Source organism: Nocardia sp. NBC_00511 (genome assembly GCF_045161165.1).
GTDB lineage: Bacteria > Actinomycetota > Actinomycetes > Mycobacteriales > Mycobacteriaceae > Nocardia.
Genome location: NZ_CP107849.1, coordinates 534700 through 549178, shown reverse-complemented (window position 1 = coordinate 549178; position 14479 = coordinate 534700). Strand labels below are relative to the sequence as shown.

Sequence of the window (14479 nt, the reverse complement as noted above, 5' to 3'; positions counted from 1 at the left end):
ATCGGGGTGTGAGCAAGTCGAGCCGTTCAGGGCTCGCCGTGCACCAGGCGGCCGCCGATCACCGTGTGGGTCGGTTCGAGGTCGCGCAGCCGCGACAGGTCCGCGGTGAGCGGGTCGAGGTCCCAGACGGTGAGGTCGGCCAGGCGGCCGGGGGTGAGCATGCCCCGGGTCTCGGATTCCCCCAGTAGCGCAACGGCATTCGTGGAGTGCAGGGCGATCGCCTCGGCCACCGTGATGGCGTGTTCGGGGCCGCGCACCCCGGTCACGGTGTCGCGGGTCGCCATGCCCCACACCGAGCGCATCGCGCCGTACGCGCCCACCGGATAGTCCGAGCCGCCGGTCACCAGTGCGCCCGCGTCGATCCAGCCGCGCGCCGGGAAGAGCCGGTCCACCCGTTCGGGACCCCAGTAGGTGTCCTCGATGCGGGCGACATCGTGCAGCAGCGGCTGCTGGATGGTGACCGGAATGCCCATGCGGACGGCGCGGGCGCGCAGGTCGGCGTCGGCGAGGCCGCCGTGCTCCATGACCAGTCGCCCGGCGGGCAGGCCGGGGTGGCGGGCCTGTAGTTCGGCGTAGACGTCGAGGAGTTTCTCCACGGCCCGGTCACCATAGGCGTGGGTGCCGATGCGCCAGCCGCGGCGCAGCACCCGGTCCATGGCCTCGATCAGGACCTCGGGGTCCCAGGTGAGGTAGCCGTGGAAGGCGTGGTCGCAGGCGTAGGGTTCCCGGGTCGCGCCCGCTTCGATGCCGCCGTCGAGCCCGAACTTCACACCCCACACGGTCAGCTGCGGTCCCGGCAGATAGCGCCATTCCTCGAGCCGGTCGAGCAGTTCTTCGACGGCGGCGACGGTGGTGAAACCCAAGGCGGAGGCCATGACTCGCACGCGCACCCGCAGGGCATCGGCGTCGAGGGCGGCGCGCAGCACCGGCAGGTCGGCGACGGGGACCATGGCGTCGCGTACGGTGCCGATGCCCTTGGCCGCGTAATCGATTGTGGCCGTGCGGAATCCGTCGATGCGCTGCGCCAGGGTGGCCGGTGGCAGCAGCCGGGTCACCAGGGGGATGGCATTGTCCTGGAGCAGTCCGGTGAGCCCGTCACCATCCCGGCCGAGGTGCCCGCCCGCCGGATCGGCGGTCTCGGCGGTGATCGCGGCCAATTCCAGTGCGAGGCTGTTGACCACGATGTTGTGGCCGCCGCGCATTACCAGCACGGGATGCTTGTCGGTGGCCGAATCCAGTTCTCGCGCGGTCGGGAACCGGCGTTCGGGCAGGTTGATCTCCTGCCAGTTGGCGGTGGTGCGGATCCATTCGCCGGGCGGGGTGCGCTGGGCGCGTTCGCGAATCAGCTCCACTAGTTGAGGTAGGTCGCGCGCGGTGTGCACCGGGACGTCGTGGGCGCTGTTGGCCGCGATCATCAGATGGGTGTGGGTGTCGTCGAACGCGGGCAGGACGGTGCCGTCGGGCCGGTCGAGCACCGTGGTGGCCGGGCCGATCCAACCGTCCAGTCCCCCAGCGTCCGGGGACAGCGCCACGATGCGATCACCGCGAATCGCGATCGCACGCTGGCAATCCCACCCCGGTGCCAGCGTGCGGATCGCGCCCGCCCGCACCAGCAGATCCGCCGTACCGTCGGTCATGTCACCACTCCTCGTCCGCATCCGCACCCACGGTAATCACGGAATCCGGTGCGCGGCAGCGATGGTTCGGTCAGCGGAACCGCGGCCTATTCGTCGGAGATGCGGTCGAGCCACTCCCGCAGCAGCGATCGTTCGCTGGCGCTGAGGGATTCGATGCCGGGCAGGGCGGCGCGCAGCGTGATCGCCGCTCCGGCGGGCCCGGGCACGCTGCTCACCGGTTCCTCGGTGCTGATCGCGGTGATCACCGCCTCGCGGGTGGTGTGCGAGAGGGTGAGGTCGCGGCGTTCGGGTGCGGTGGCGATCAGACTCAGGGTGACGCCGCTGCCGGCCGCGTGCAGCATGGCGGCGGCCCGGGATTCGGGGACCCGCAGTCGCCCGACCTCCGCGATCCGGCGCACGTGCGCGGCGAGCACCTCGAAGGAGGCGACGGCGGCCGGGGAGGGCGCGCCGGGCCGCGGATGCCCGTACATGAGCGTGTAGAGGGCCGGATTGCTCAGTCCGAATTCGACATTGAGATCCCAGCTGGCGCGCAGGTTCTCGACCGGGTCGCGGCTGGAGCGCAACTGGGTCTTGCGTAGCAGGTGGGTGGTGAAGCCGTGGGCGGCAACCTCTTCCAGCAGGCCCTGCTTGTCTCCGAAGAGCCGGTAGATGGTCGGCGGCTGCACTCCGGCCGCGGCACTGACCGCACGGGTCGAGACGCCGTCGGTTCCACCCTCGGTGAGCAGGCGGGTGGCGGCGGCCACGATGCGTTCACGATTGCCATCTCCGGCGACATCACTGTCTTCCACAGGTTCCGACGATAACAGCAGTCCGTTATCGTCGTTAGTTACCGCTGCTAGCAGGACCGGGTTAGCACCGAAAACACCGGGTGGGCATGGGTTTTCCGCGACCGAAGATCAACGGACGTCCGGATCAGCACCGTCGTTCCCGGATTCCTCTACGGGAAAGAGGATGGGGCTCAGCAGGTATCGGCCCCGATCGGATGCCGGTCGATTGTTCAGGACGGGTGCGATGACGTCGCGCAGGCCGGTGATGAGCCCCTCGAGCTCGTCGCGGCTGAGCCAGACGGCGTGCTGCCGGAACCCGACGAGATCGCCTGCGGGGTCGGCATTGTCGCGTTCGAGATAGGCGTCGAATTCCGCGATGAGCACGGCCATGGCCACCGAGAAGACCGACCGGTAGGCGTCCGATCCCACCGCGGCCACCTCCGCCCCGGCGACAACCGCCCGGTCCGCCCGCAGCCGATATCCCCGTTCCACCGCGCCCCGCACCCGACGCTCCTGGGCCACCTCGAGAATTCCGGCGGCGGTGAGCGCCTCCACGTGCCGGTACACCGTCGCCTTCGAGGCGTCGGGCAGGCGCGCGCACAGCTCCGCGGTGGTGAGCACCCGGTCGCCGCGCAGGGCGTGCACGATGCGCAGCCGCGCCGGGTGCGACAGCAGTTCGAAGGTTTCCACTTCCGTACTTTCTCATATCCTGCTACCTTTCTCAATCATGAGAACGTTTGCAGCTTGCGAGAAAGGTTGGAGCGCATGGCTGTCGAAATCGAAGCGGTGACCGTGGCGGCAACCGTCGTCGAGATGATGCGGGCCGGGCAGTTCGAGGCGCTCGCGGACCTGTTCGCGCCCCCGATGGCAGCCGTGGTCTCGGCGGCGACGGTCCGGGACGGGTGGAACGGTGAGATCGCCAAGATCGGTGAGATCCGGGAAGTCGGCTCTCCCGCACTCGAACCCGTCGATGCCGACCGCACCCGCGTCGTGGTGCCGGTGACGGGCACGGCGGGCGCGATGACCGTGCGGATCGTGGTGGACACGGCGGGCAGGCTGCACGGCTTGCGGCTCGCCGCACCGGCCGAATCCGACTGGACGCCACCGGGTTACGCCGGGCGGCGGCGATTCACCGAGCAGGAGGTCACCCTCGGTTCCGGACCGCTGGCGGTGCCCGGCACCCTGACCCTGCCGCGCGGCGGGCATCGGCATCCGGCGGTGGTGCTGGTCGCCTCCGGTCCGGCCGACCGGGACGCTACCGTCGGGCCGAACCGGCCGTTCAAGGATCTCGCCTGGGGACTGGCCGCGCGCGGGATCGCGGTGCTGCGCTTCGACAAGATCGGGTTCACGCACGGCGGGGCCGAGAGCGCCGACGGCTTCACCATGGTCGACGAGTATGTGCCGCATGCGGTTTCGGCGGTGCGGCTGCTGCTCGCGCGCTCCGATATCGACCCGTACCGGGTGTTCCTGGCCGGGCACAGCGGCGGCGGGAAGGCGGTGCCGCGCATCGCGGCCGCCGAACCCCGGGTCGCCGGGATCGCCATCCTGGCCGGGGACACGGTGCCGCTGCCGCGCGCTGCGCTACGGGTTTTCGATCATGTGGCGGCGGTGACGCCCGACCAGGACATGGGTGCGACGCTGGCACAGACCACCCGCCGGGCCGCCGCCACCGTCGCGGTGACACCCGAAACGCCCACGGCCGACCTGCTTTTCGGCTGGCCCGCCTCTTATTGGCTGGATCTGCGCGACTACGACCAGGTCGCCACGGCGGCCGCGCTCGACAAGCCGATTCTGCTCGTGCAGGGTGGGCGCGATTACCAGGTGACGGCCGAAGACGATCTCCCGCAGTGGGAGTCGGGGCTGGGCGGGCGGGCGACGATCCGCGTCCACGAGTCGCTCGATCACATGCTCTTCGCGGGCGCGGGGCCCTCGACACCCGCGGACTATCTGCGTCCCGGCCTGCACGTCGATGCCGCGGTGATCGATGATCTCGCGACCTGGATCGCGCCCGACACGCAGCGGGGCCCGTTGCGCCGATTGTTCGCACGCTTCGCAGGATGAGCGATCGGGTCGCGGAATTGGTTGCGCGCGAGCGGCGCTCGAGCAAGCATCAGCGGATGAAATTAGCACAGGTTGCAGTTTTGTCGGTGGCGCTGGCGGCGGCCGCCGACCTCGGGACCGGGATCGCCGCGGCGACACCGAATCCCGGCGATTCCCCCAAGGTGGCGATCGCGCGCGCCTACATCGACGCGCTGCTCACCCACGATGCCTCGAATGTGCCGTTCGCTCCCGGCGCGACCCGTATCGAGGCCGGGATGCAGACCGGGACCTCCGGACCGCAGCTCACCCAGGATCTCGATCACGGCGTGCAGTACTCGGTCATCCAGAACATCCACGACATTCGGATGTCCGAGGATGGCGATGTGGTGACCTCGCGCTATCTGCTGGATTCCGGAGTGGCGGGGGTGAAGCTGGTGACCGTCGACATCACCGAGACCTTCGTGATCCACGACGGTCAGATCCAGTCCATCGTCGCCACCATCGTGCCGACATCCTGAGCGTCAGGACCGGGCGGGCAACCGGACCAGCCGCAGCGGGCGGTTGGTCGTCACCGACCAGTATTCGAAACCGTTGAGGCCGACCAGGATCGCCAGCACCAGCGCCATCGTCACGATCGGAGGCAGTAGCGGTGACAGTGCGGTGAGCGCGGCCAGCACCAGCGTCATCGCCGTCCGGCCCGCGGTGGGCGCACCGAACATCCGCCAGCGCGTGAACACGAACGCCCCGACGAACAGCGTGGCTCCCAGCGGCACCAGATAACCGTCGACGCCGTGCACGATCTCGACCGGGTGCGCGACCACCGCGCGCGCACCCACCGCCACCAGTACGAGGCCGACCACCAGCAGCATGTGCCCGTAGCTCAGCACCTCTCGCACCACCGCGCCACGGACCTGGTTGGTGCGCAGCGAATGTTCCACGGCGGAGAAGCCGTAGGCGAAGTACAGCCACCACAGTCCGCAGCCGAGCAGGAAGGTGAGCACGACGGCGAGCCAGGACACCGCGCCCAGGTGTCCGTCGGCGGCCTGCGAGCCGACCGAGGCCACCATCTCGCCGAGCGCGATGATGATGAAGGTGGCGAAGCGTTCGGGCAGATGCGTGGCGCCGAACTGCACGGTCCGCATCCGCCGGGCCAGCAGCGTCGGGCCGCCGAACGCCAATGCGACAGCGGCCAGCCACAATCCGATGCGGACCCCGCCCTCCGGGACCAGCGCCGCGATCACCAGCAGTACCGCGCTGACCGTGGTCACCGCGAACGGGTTGAGCGCCGTGGCGAAGGCGCCCGCGTTCGAGAACGCGCGCTTGCTCCACATCTGACGCCACAGCAGCAGCCGCAGCGCCAGGTGCGCGAGTGCGAAGATCAGCGGCTGCTGATGCCCGGTGAAGGCGTAGGTCGCGGTGATCGCCATGGCGAACATGCACAGTCCGCACGCGAACAGGAAGATTCGCTGCGTGTTGGAGTCCTCGACCCCGTGCACCGAGAGCGTGGTGCCCACCCACGACCACCACATGATGCCCAGCAGCAGCACCGTTTCCCCGACCGCGCCCCAGCCCGGATGCGATACCGGCAGGTGGGCGGCCTGTGTCACCGCGAAGACGAGTACCAGGTCGAAGAAGAGCTCGGCCCAGCTGGCCCGCTCATGCGCCTCGTGTTGAGGTTCGGTCACGCTCGTAAATCCCTGTCCACCCGATCAGTTGAAGCGCGACCACTCTAAACCGAACGGTCAGTCCTGCTCGTGGGCCGCCTCGTAATCGGCCTCCAGCTTGCGTTCCCCCCGCGACTCCCGCACCTTCCACACGATCAATCCGAGCACCACGAGCACGGCCACCCCGATCGCCAGATCTCGCCCCACCGTCTTGGCCACCACCTCGTACGAGTTGCCCGCCACGAACCCCAGCACCACGAACGTTGTCCCCCACACGATCCCGCCCGCCGCGTTGAACGCCAGGAACCGCCGATACGGCATCCGCGAGGTCCCCGCCAGCGCGGGCATCACCGCCCGGAAGAACGCCGTGAACCGCCCCAGGAAAACCGCCCACCCGCCCCGCCGCGCCAAATACCCCTGCGCCTTGTCCAACCGCCCCCGATGCCGATCCAGCAGCGAAATCCCCAGCAGCCGAGGCCCCACCTGCTTGCCCACCTCGTACCCCACGCTGTCCCCCACGATCGCCGCCACCACCACCAGCACGATCATCACCGCCAACTCCACATGCCCCTGACTGGCCGCCACCCCACCCAGCACCGCCGCCGTCTCCCCCGGCACCACGAACCCCACGAAGATCGCGTCCTCGACGAACACCAGCAGTCCGACAACGAGATACACCCAGACCGGCGAGATATCCAGGATCCGGTGCAACAGCGAGTTCATAGCGGACACGCTACCGAGCGATCGCGCGTCTCAGCGGCCCCGGCCCGAAACCGGGAGGACGAGAGGCGAATCGACGAACCGGTCGGTCGCCGATGCCGCGGGCCGAGCCGGTCTGCCAGCTGTAATATCCTATGCGAATAAACAATTCGAAAACCGACCGATACTTATCGTCGAGTAATTCCCGCAATTCGCGCCATCGGGCCCGGCCGTCATCTTAAAGTGACAACAACAAGGGTCGTGGGAGTGGTTTCGTTCGGGAGGGGTCGTGCTCGACGCACGAAATCATCAGGGGAAATTCGGCGCGGATTACGTTCGGGTGCTGGCCTCCGCCGCCGGACTGATCTGGTCGCAGGACGATGTGGATCTCGATGGCGTCGACCTGTGTCTGAAACTCCCGGGACGCACCCGCAACGGCTTCTCTCCACGCATCGAGGTGCAGGTCAAGACGGTATCCAGGCTGCAAGACCGGCGTGGGCTCATCGACTTCGACAATCTCGACCAGGTGCAATTCAACAAACTGGCGGGTCCGGGTTTCACCGTTCCCCGCTACTTGTTCGTCGTTCACGTGCCCACCAGCGCAGCCCAATACGCGGATCTGCACACCTCGGGCCTGCTGCTTCGACACATCGGCTACTACCTGTCTCTCGAAAGTCGTGATCCACTACCCGAGCCCAGTAGTAAACGGCACGTACGCGTGAAGATACCGGTGAGCAATGTGCTGACGGCGGCCAGCATTCGGGCACTTGTCACCGAAAACGCCGCGCTACCCACGGGATAGCGGTCCGCATGCCTGGCACACCCGTACTCACCGATGTCATCGGATACCTGCGGTCGCGCGGCTGGACGCGGACCGGCAGCTGGCGGGCCGCGAGCGTCTGGACCTGGCGGGATTTCGATGTCCTGGTCCCGCGGGAGAACGCGGGTGCGGACATTCGGATGCGGCTGATCGAACTGGCCCGCTGTGTCGCCGAGGCGGAAACACGCTCACCCGAGGCGGTCTGGCGGGATCTGATCGCACCGGCGGTGGACACGCTGACCTTTCACACGCACGCGGATGCCACCGCCAGCCTGGCCGCGGGCGCACACACGGTACTGGCGGTGCGGGAGCTCATGACGGTGTGCGCCCGGCAGGTCCGCACCGACCCCGCGGGCGCGGTCGCCGAGACCGATCCCGCCGCCATCGACAACCTGCTACGCCGTTCACTGCTGGAAGTGGACGAAAGCTCACGCGCCCTGCGGGTTTCGGTACCGGTCGAGCACGGCGATCCGGAATCGCTCGCCCGTAGAACGACGGCACGCGTGCTGCACAGCTCGAACGCGATTCGCGCGGCCATCGACCTGCCGATACCCGAAGCCCGTGAGATCCTCGAGCACCATCGAGTCTCGGACATCGAGCACCGTGCGCTGGCGAAGCTGTCCGGCCCGGAACACACGCTGCCCTTCGAGATCGGGTTCCACTGGTCGTGGGTGTTGCCGCTACCCGACCAGACGGTGCGGTATCCGGAATCCGCGGGCGTGCGGATCGCGGCACTGAGCGCCGAATCCGCACGGCCGACCGAGGTTTCCGGTCGGGGCGGCATCCGAGGGTCGGTGGTCGGACTGTCGAACGACCCGAACGGCGCGCGGTGGCAGCTCCGGGTGCGCGGAACGCTCGAGGTCGAGGACTCGGTGATCGACGGACCACGCACCGCCACCGTGTCGCTCGGCAATCAGCGGGACTACGAGGCCGCGCTCGGCGCACACCGCGACGGCCTGCCGGTGCGCGCGACCGGAGCCGTGACCAGAAACGGACGCAAGACCGAAATCCACACCGGTACCGGCACATTCGTCGTCGGCGACCACGACAAGTCCTGAATTCGACCGAAAGGCAAAGGAATCCACATGTCCGACGTCCGGCTGACGCTGAACGAACGCTGCATACTCTTCGTGCTGATGGCCGAGGCCCGCGAGGTCACCAACGCCGAACTGCTCGCCGTCTCGGGGCTGAAGCTCGACGGCAGCAACCGCAGGCACCTCAATGATCTGGGCCTCGTCGCCAGCACCAAGGTGAACCGGGCATTCGTGCACGAACTCACCGACAGCGGCGCGGTCTGGTGCTCCGAGGAGTTGTCCGCCGAACGTCCCGAGCGTTCCGGCAGCACCGGCGGCGCGCTGTACTGCGTGCTCGCCGGATTGCGCCGGCACCTCGACGACACCGATCAGGCGCTCGCCGACATCTTCCACCCGGATGTGGCCAGGCAGGTCGAGGCGGCCTACGCGGAGATGACCCGCGGACAGGGCGCCGCGCTGCGATTGGCCCTGCTGCGCGAGCGCTTGAGCGAATTCCCCAGGGGCGAACTGGATCACGCCCTCGAACTGCTGGCGCGCCGTGAGGGCGTCCATATTCGGGCCGAATCGGATCAGAAGACCCTCACCGAGGCGGACCGCGAGGCCGCGCTCGTGCTGGGCGGTACGCCACGACATCTGCTGCTGATCGAGGCGCGGTCGTGAACGAGGCGGAGTACCACGCGCTGGCGGCGGTGCAGTTCAGCAGCGTGCTCGGACCGGATCAGATCTGGAGTCCGATGCGGTATCACGTGGAGGGGCTGCACTCCAGCGCGGTCGGCGTGGTCACCCGCGCCGTCGACGCGGCCAAGGCCAGACCCGGAAGCACACCGACCGGGTTCGTGCTCAGCGGCGTCGCCGGCGTCGGCAAGACGCACATGCTCGGCTGGCTGCGCAACTACGTCCAGGCTCAGGGCGGGTTCTTCTTCATGCCCAAATTGCTGGACGGCCGCTCCTTCTGGACCGGCGCCGTCCATGGTGTCGTCACCCATCTGATGGATGCCGACGGTGGCCAGCTCGGCCGGATGCTCGATGTCCTCGTCGAGCGCACCGGTTGCGATGCCGAGCTGCGAATGCGGTTGCGCGGCAATATTCTATTGAGCCGCGAGCATCTCGACGACTTCGTCACCCGGGTCACCACGCTGGACCCCTGGGCCTTCGAATGCCAGGACACCCTGCGCGCGCTCGTGCTGTTCCACGCGAATCGGCACGAACAGCGCGAGGTCGGGCAGTGCTTCCTCACCCTCGACGACGGGATCGACGACGAGGATCGCCTCACGTGGGGTTTCCGCGCCCGCACCCGCGACGCACAGTTGATCTTCAACGACATGTCCCGGCTCTTCGCGCTCGCCGGGCCGATCGTGCTGGCCGTCGACCAGATCGACAGTGTCATAGCGCGATCCGGGACGCACGACGAGGACAGCCTCGCCAATCGACTCGCCGACGGATTGATGCGGATGCGTGAGGAGACGACCCGCGCGCTGATCGTCGCGGCCTGCATCCCCGAATCCTGGGAGCTCATCGCCACCCGCGCCGTCAATTCCACGGTCGACCGTTTCCAGCGGCTCGAGCTGGTGACCTCCATGCCTTCCGCCGCGGTGGCCACCGCCATCGTCGAACGCCATCTGGCGAGCCTCTACGCGGAATCCGGTTTCGAACCGCCGTACCCGACCTGGCCCGTGCTGCCCAAGGCTTTCGACGATCGCAGTGTCGACGCCTACACGCCGCGGCGGCTGCTCCAGCTCGTCGAGGAACACGTCCGCCGCTGCCTGATCGCGAACACCGTCACCGAACTCGCGCGTTTCGGCGACACCGGCCCGGATCCGGTACGCCCGCCGGCGCCGCCGACCGCGATCGAATTGACCGGATGGGACCGGCGATTCGAGGCGCTGCGATCCGACGCGGACGTGGTGGGTCCACTCGACCCCAAGCAGGAGGACGAGCGGATGCTCACTCTCCTCGACGCCGCATTGCGTTGCTACGCAATGGAACAGGCATCCGACGGACACGATCTGATCGTCGATCCGCGCTCCAAGGTGCAGCCCGCCCTGCACGGTCGCCTACGCAGAACGCTCGACGAGGCGACCGAGGACGAAGAGCACTGGAGCTTCCGCGCGATCGCGCACAGCCACCCCCGGGCCGTGCTCACCCGGCTGCGCACCGCCTGTCTCGAAGCGGAGATCCAACCGGGCAGTGCCAAGCGACATCTGGTGGTGCTGCGCAATACGGCGTACTCGACGGGACCGAAGACCAAGGAGGCAGTCGCCGAAATGGCTGCCGCACAGGGGATATCGGTGCCGATCTCATCAGAGGATCTGCGCTCGTTCACCGCCCTGGCCGGGATGCTCGCCGAAGCTCAGACCACACCGGGGTTCAGCAGCTGGCTCGACGCCCGGCGGCCGGCGGGCCGGTCACAGCTGCTCACGCAGGTCCTCGAGCTACCCGAGATCACACCGGAGACCACGGCGGTCACCACGCGAATCGAGACCGACCCGGTCGAACCGGCCGACGACACCCCGATCACCGATCCGGTCGTCACCCCGCCCCCGCCGCCCACGGAGTCCGCCGAGCCGTTCATCGTGCTGGGCCGCAATATCGAGACCGGCGCCGCCTTCCAGGTGCCGCTGCTGCAGCTGCGCAAGCACACGGTGGTCTTCGCGGGCAGTGGCTCGGGCAAGACCGTGCTGCTCCGTCGCCTGGTGGAAGAGGCAGCGCTGCAAGGTGTCTCGTCGATCCTCATCGACACCAACAACGATCTCGCCCGGCTCGGCGACCCGTGGCCGACACCGCCGGGCACCTGGGGCCCGCGCGACGAGCAGCGGTCCGAGGAATACCTGTCGGAGACCGAGGTCGTCGTTTGGACGCCGCGCCGCGAAGCCGGACGCCCCCTCGCACTGAACCCGCTGCCGGACTTCACCGGGGTGCTCGACAATGCCGATGAATTCCGCACCTCCATCGACGCCTCCATCTCGAGCCTGCTGCCGCGCACCGGCTTGTCCGGCCGCAAGTTGCAAACCGGCACCGCGGTCCTGACCGAGGCGCTCAGGTATTTCGCGCGCCGGGGCGGCACCGAACTGAGCGATTTCGTCGCGCTGCTCGCCGATCTGCCCGAGGGGATCAGCACGGTCCGCAACGCCAGCCGCCTCGCGCAGGAGGCGGCCGACCTGTTGCACGCCGCGATGATCAACGATCCCGTCTTCGGCGGGTCGGGTGAAAGACTCGATCCCGGAATGCTGCTCACGCCCAGCGCGGGTAAGCGCGCCCGGATCTCGGTGATCAGCTGCATCGGATTGGCCACCACCGATCAGCGCCGGACCTTCGTCAGCCAGCTGCAACTCGCCCTGTTCGCCTGGATCAAACGCAATCCCGCCGGAGACCGGCCGATCGGTGGACTGCTGGTGCTGGACGAGGCGCAGACGTTCGCGCCGTCCAGGGAGGTCACGGCATCCACCGCCAGCACCCTCACCCTCGCCACCCAGGCTCGCAAATACGGGCTGGGACTCATCTATGCGACCCAGGCGCCGAAAGCCCTGCACAGCATGGTCTCCGGCAATGCCGCCACCCAGTTCATCGGGCTGCCCAACGCACCCGTGCACATTCAGGCCGCGCAGGAGCTCGCACGATCGAAAGGCGGACGGGTCGACGACATCTCACGACTGCCGCAGGGACGTTTCTACGGTGCGACCGAAGGCGTCGCGTTCGGCAAGCTCAACATTCCGATGTGCCTGAGCCATCATCCTTCCAGCGCCCTCACCGAGGAGGAGGTCATCGACCGGGCACAACGCGTCGACGGCCGAGTCCTGGCTGCGGGGGCATAGTTGAAGGCAGTACCGACAAGGAGGGCGCGGCATGCCTGCAAGCACCGGGGATCCCGATCCGGTCGGAACACTGCGGCGCTGGGAGGGTAGCGGCGGGGTGTGGCGGGTGCTGGGGCGGCGGCCGGGGAAGGTGACGGTGGGGCTGTTTCAGTGCACCGGCGGTGAGGAGGTCGATCGGCTGACGTCCGAGGATCCGGCGTTGCTTCGGTTTCTCGGAAATCGGTTCAGCAGCGAGGACTGAGCCGGGCGGGAGTTCGTGGGTTCGGTGGGCTTGCGGCGAGCGGGTAGGCCCAGAGCCGACAGGGCGCCGAGGAGAGCCAGTGCGGCGCCGAAGGCGATGGCGGGGCGGAAGCCTGCGGTGAAGGTTTCCGGGGTGGTGTAGGCGCCGGTGGCGGTGAATATTGTTGCGGCGAGGGCGGTTCCGAAGACGCCGCCGAATTCTCGCATGGTGCTGTTGGCGCCGGCGGCCTTGCCGATCAGGTCGGGGTGGACGGCGGCGAGGGTGGCGGACTGGGTGGCGGGGACGACCAGGGCGGTGCCGATGCCGGAGATGATCAGGGGAATTATCAAGGGGGCGTACGACATTGCGGGGTGGGCGACGGCGGCGATGCGGAACATGCCGATTGCCATGAAGGTCAGGCCGGTGGTGGCGACGGGGCGGGGGCCGATGCGGTCGGTGAGCTGGCCCGCGAAGGGGGCGCAGCAGACGAGGGTGAGGGTCCAGGGCAGCAGCAGTACGCCGGTTCGGACTGGGGAGAGGCCCAGGACCGATTGCAGGAGTTGGGGATAGAAGAAGACCGCGGCGAACAGGGCCGCAAAGGCCAGGAACACCGCCGTGTTGCCGGCGGTGAATCCGCGGGCGCGGAACAGGGACATCGGAAGCATGGGGGCGGGGGTGCGCAGTTCCCAGCGGACGAAGGCAGCGAGCAGGATCAAAGCGGTGGCCGCACTCACGAATACGGCCGAGGTGGTCCAGCCGGTGCTCGCGCCGCGCATCAGGGCGTAGAGCAGGGCGAAGGCGCCGGTGGTGACCAGGGTGAGGCCGGGTAGGTCGAGGGCGTCGTCGGGTCCACGACTGTCGGGAATCTTGCTGAGCGCCAACGGGATCGCGATCAACCCGATCGGCACGTTGACCCAGAATATCCACTGCCAGGCCAGACCCTGGGCGATCGCGCCGCCGAGCAGTGGACCGCAGGCGGTGGCGAGTCCGGTCGCGCCCTGAATACCGCCCAGGACCGCGCCGCGACGTTCGGCGGGGAACACCGCGCCGACGAGGGCGAGGGCCAGGCTCAGTACGAGCGCCGCCCCGACGCCCTGGATGGCGCGGGCGACGATCAGCTCTTGCGCCGAGCGAGCGAAACCGCAAGCGGCGGAGGCGATCACGAAGATCGTCAGGCCGAGCGCGAACATGCGGGCGCGGCCGTAGCGGTCACCGAGGGCGGCGTCGGTCATGAGCAGGGCGGCGAAGCTCAGATTGTAGGCGTTGACCGTCCATTCCAGGGTGTCGAGGCTCGCGTGCAGGTCGCGCTGAATGGTGGTGAGCGCGGTCGCGACGACGAGGGTGTCGAGGGCCGCCATGATCGAGGCCACGGCGGCCAGCACCACCACCCGGCGCCGCACCGGCGCGGAAGTCATTGCTGCAGTTCGGGAATGGCCTGTTCCTCGAGGACGAGGATCTCGCAGTCCTCGGCCCAGTGCAGGTGGTGGTGGTCGTCGACCAGCGCCAGGGCCGCGTCCATGGATTCGGCCCGCAGGATCGACATGCCGATGATGCCGCTGTCGGTTTCGGAGATCCCGGCCGGTGTCACGCGGCGGGCATTGCCGAGCGGTTTGCCCGGATCGACGAGCGCGCCGCCGATGCGGCCGCCCCATTCCGCCCACAGCTGCATGCCTTTGGCGGCTTCGGCCGGAGTGGCCTGGGCGAATCGCTCGGCGACGGAGAGGGGCGCGAGGTAGAGCACGATGTATCGCTTCATGATCCGAACGATAGGTGACCAAATAGTCAC

Annotated in this window: 13 protein-coding genes; 6 read left to right on the top strand and 7 right to left on the bottom strand. The window is 68.4% G+C overall.

Features of this window, described 5'->3' with window-relative positions; all coding sequences use genetic code 11:
• Positions 1-26: 26 nt before the first annotated feature.
• The 3 genes from OG300_RS02635 to OG300_RS02625 form a co-directional block, all read right to left on the bottom strand.
• A complete protein-coding gene (locus OG300_RS02635; RefSeq protein WP_405491736.1) occupies positions 27-1637 on the bottom strand; it encodes an amidohydrolase in 1611 nt (536 codons plus the stop codon).
• A gap of 86 nt (positions 1638-1723) precedes the next feature.
• Positions 1724-2425, bottom strand: coding sequence for a TetR/AcrR family transcriptional regulator (locus tag OG300_RS02630; RefSeq protein WP_405491734.1), 702 nt, complete (start codon positions 2423-2425; stop codon positions 1724-1726).
• A gap of 108 nt (positions 2426-2533) precedes the next feature.
• Positions 2534-3094 (bottom strand): helix-turn-helix domain-containing protein, encoded by a 561-nt coding sequence (locus tag OG300_RS02625; protein WP_405491732.1) that lies wholly within the window; start codon positions 3092-3094, stop codon positions 2534-2536.
• Positions 3095-3169: 75 nt separating this feature from the next.
• Between OG300_RS02625 and OG300_RS02620 the strand changes: the two genes are divergently transcribed.
• Positions 3170-4465 carry a serine aminopeptidase domain-containing protein gene (locus OG300_RS02620; RefSeq protein ID WP_405491730.1) on the top strand — a complete coding sequence of 432 codons (1296 nt, stop codon included), beginning with the start codon at positions 3170-3172 and terminating at the stop codon, positions 4463-4465.
• Positions 4462-4962, top strand: a complete 501-nt coding sequence (locus OG300_RS02615; RefSeq protein WP_405491728.1) for a hypothetical protein — start codon at positions 4462-4464, stop codon at positions 4960-4962. Before OG300_RS02620 ends, OG300_RS02615 begins: the two co-directional genes overlap by 4 nt.
• A 3-nt stretch (positions 4963-4965) precedes the next feature.
• Here the strand turns inward: OG300_RS02615 and OG300_RS02610 are convergent, their stop codons facing one another.
• Together OG300_RS02610 and OG300_RS02605 are read right to left on the bottom strand one after the other, a co-directional pair.
• Positions 4966-6129: a low temperature requirement protein A gene (locus OG300_RS02610; RefSeq protein ID WP_405491726.1), complete on the bottom strand. Its 1164-nt coding sequence runs from the start codon at positions 6127-6129 to the stop codon at positions 4966-4968.
• A gap of 57 nt (positions 6130-6186) precedes the next feature.
• Positions 6187-6831, bottom strand: a complete 645-nt coding sequence (locus OG300_RS02605; RefSeq protein WP_405491724.1) for a DedA family protein — start codon at positions 6829-6831, stop codon at positions 6187-6189.
• A 265-nt stretch (positions 6832-7096) separates the two neighbouring features.
• On the opposite strand from OG300_RS02605, the gene OG300_RS02600 reads away from it, so the two are divergent.
• Genes OG300_RS02600 through OG300_RS02585 form a run of 4 tightly spaced genes read left to right on the top strand, consistent with a single transcriptional unit; the run spans position 7097 to position 12473 of the window.
• Positions 7097-7609 (top strand): DUF4365 domain-containing protein, encoded by a 513-nt coding sequence (locus tag OG300_RS02600; RefSeq protein ID WP_405491722.1) that lies wholly within the window; start codon positions 7097-7099, stop codon positions 7607-7609.
• 8 nt (positions 7610-7617) lie between these two features.
• A complete protein-coding gene (locus tag OG300_RS02595; protein ID WP_405491720.1) occupies positions 7618-8685 on the top strand; it encodes a hypothetical protein in 1068 nt (355 codons plus the stop codon).
• Between the two features lie 27 nt (positions 8686-8712).
• Complete coding sequence (locus OG300_RS02590) at positions 8713-9321, top strand: hypothetical protein (RefSeq protein ID WP_405491718.1); 609 nt, start codon at positions 8713-8715, stop codon at positions 9319-9321.
• Positions 9318-12473 carry an ATP-binding protein gene (locus tag OG300_RS02585; protein ID WP_405491716.1) on the top strand — a complete coding sequence of 1052 codons (3156 nt, stop codon included), beginning with the start codon at positions 9318-9320 and terminating at the stop codon, positions 12471-12473. The genes OG300_RS02590 and OG300_RS02585 overlap by 4 nt, the downstream gene beginning before the upstream one ends.
• Before the next feature lie 147 nt (positions 12474-12620).
• Here the strand turns inward: OG300_RS02585 and OG300_RS02580 are convergent, their stop codons facing one another.
• Both OG300_RS02580 and OG300_RS02575 read right to left on the bottom strand, forming a co-directional pair.
• Positions 12621-14108: an MFS transporter gene (locus OG300_RS02580; RefSeq protein ID WP_405491714.1), complete on the bottom strand. Its 1488-nt coding sequence runs from the start codon at positions 14106-14108 to the stop codon at positions 12621-12623.
• Positions 14105-14449: a hypothetical protein gene (locus tag OG300_RS02575; RefSeq protein WP_405491712.1), complete on the bottom strand. Its 345-nt coding sequence runs from the start codon at positions 14447-14449 to the stop codon at positions 14105-14107. Before OG300_RS02575 ends, OG300_RS02580 begins: the two co-directional genes overlap by 4 nt.
• Between the last annotated feature and the right edge of the window lie 30 nt (positions 14450-14479).

Bases quoted from the DNA above. Each gene is read 5' to 3' on its own strand.
- OG300_RS02635 (WP_405491736.1), bottom strand. From the start codon at position 1,637: ATGACCGACGGTACGGCGGATCTGCTGGTGCGGGCGGGCGCGATCCGC.
- OG300_RS02620 (WP_405491730.1), top strand. From the start codon at position 3,170: ATGGCTGTCGAAATCGAAGCGGTGACCGTGGCGGCAACCGTCGTCGAG.
- OG300_RS02615 (WP_405491728.1), top strand. From the start codon at position 4,462: ATGAGCGATCGGGTCGCGGAATTGGTTGCGCGCGAGCGGCGCTCGAGC.
- OG300_RS02605 (WP_405491724.1), bottom strand. From the start codon at position 6,831: ATGAACTCGCTGTTGCACCGGATCCTGGATATCTCGCCGGTCTGGGTG.
- OG300_RS02595 (WP_405491720.1), top strand. From the start codon at position 7,618: ATGCCTGGCACACCCGTACTCACCGATGTCATCGGATACCTGCGGTCG.
- OG300_RS02590 (WP_405491718.1), top strand. From the start codon at position 8,713: ATGTCCGACGTCCGGCTGACGCTGAACGAACGCTGCATACTCTTCGTG.
- OG300_RS02580 (WP_405491714.1), bottom strand. From the start codon at position 14,108: ATGACTTCCGCGCCGGTGCGGCGCCGGGTGGTGGTGCTGGCCGCCGTG.
- OG300_RS02575 (WP_405491712.1), bottom strand. From the start codon at position 14,449: ATGAAGCGATACATCGTGCTCTACCTCGCGCCCCTCTCCGTCGCCGAG.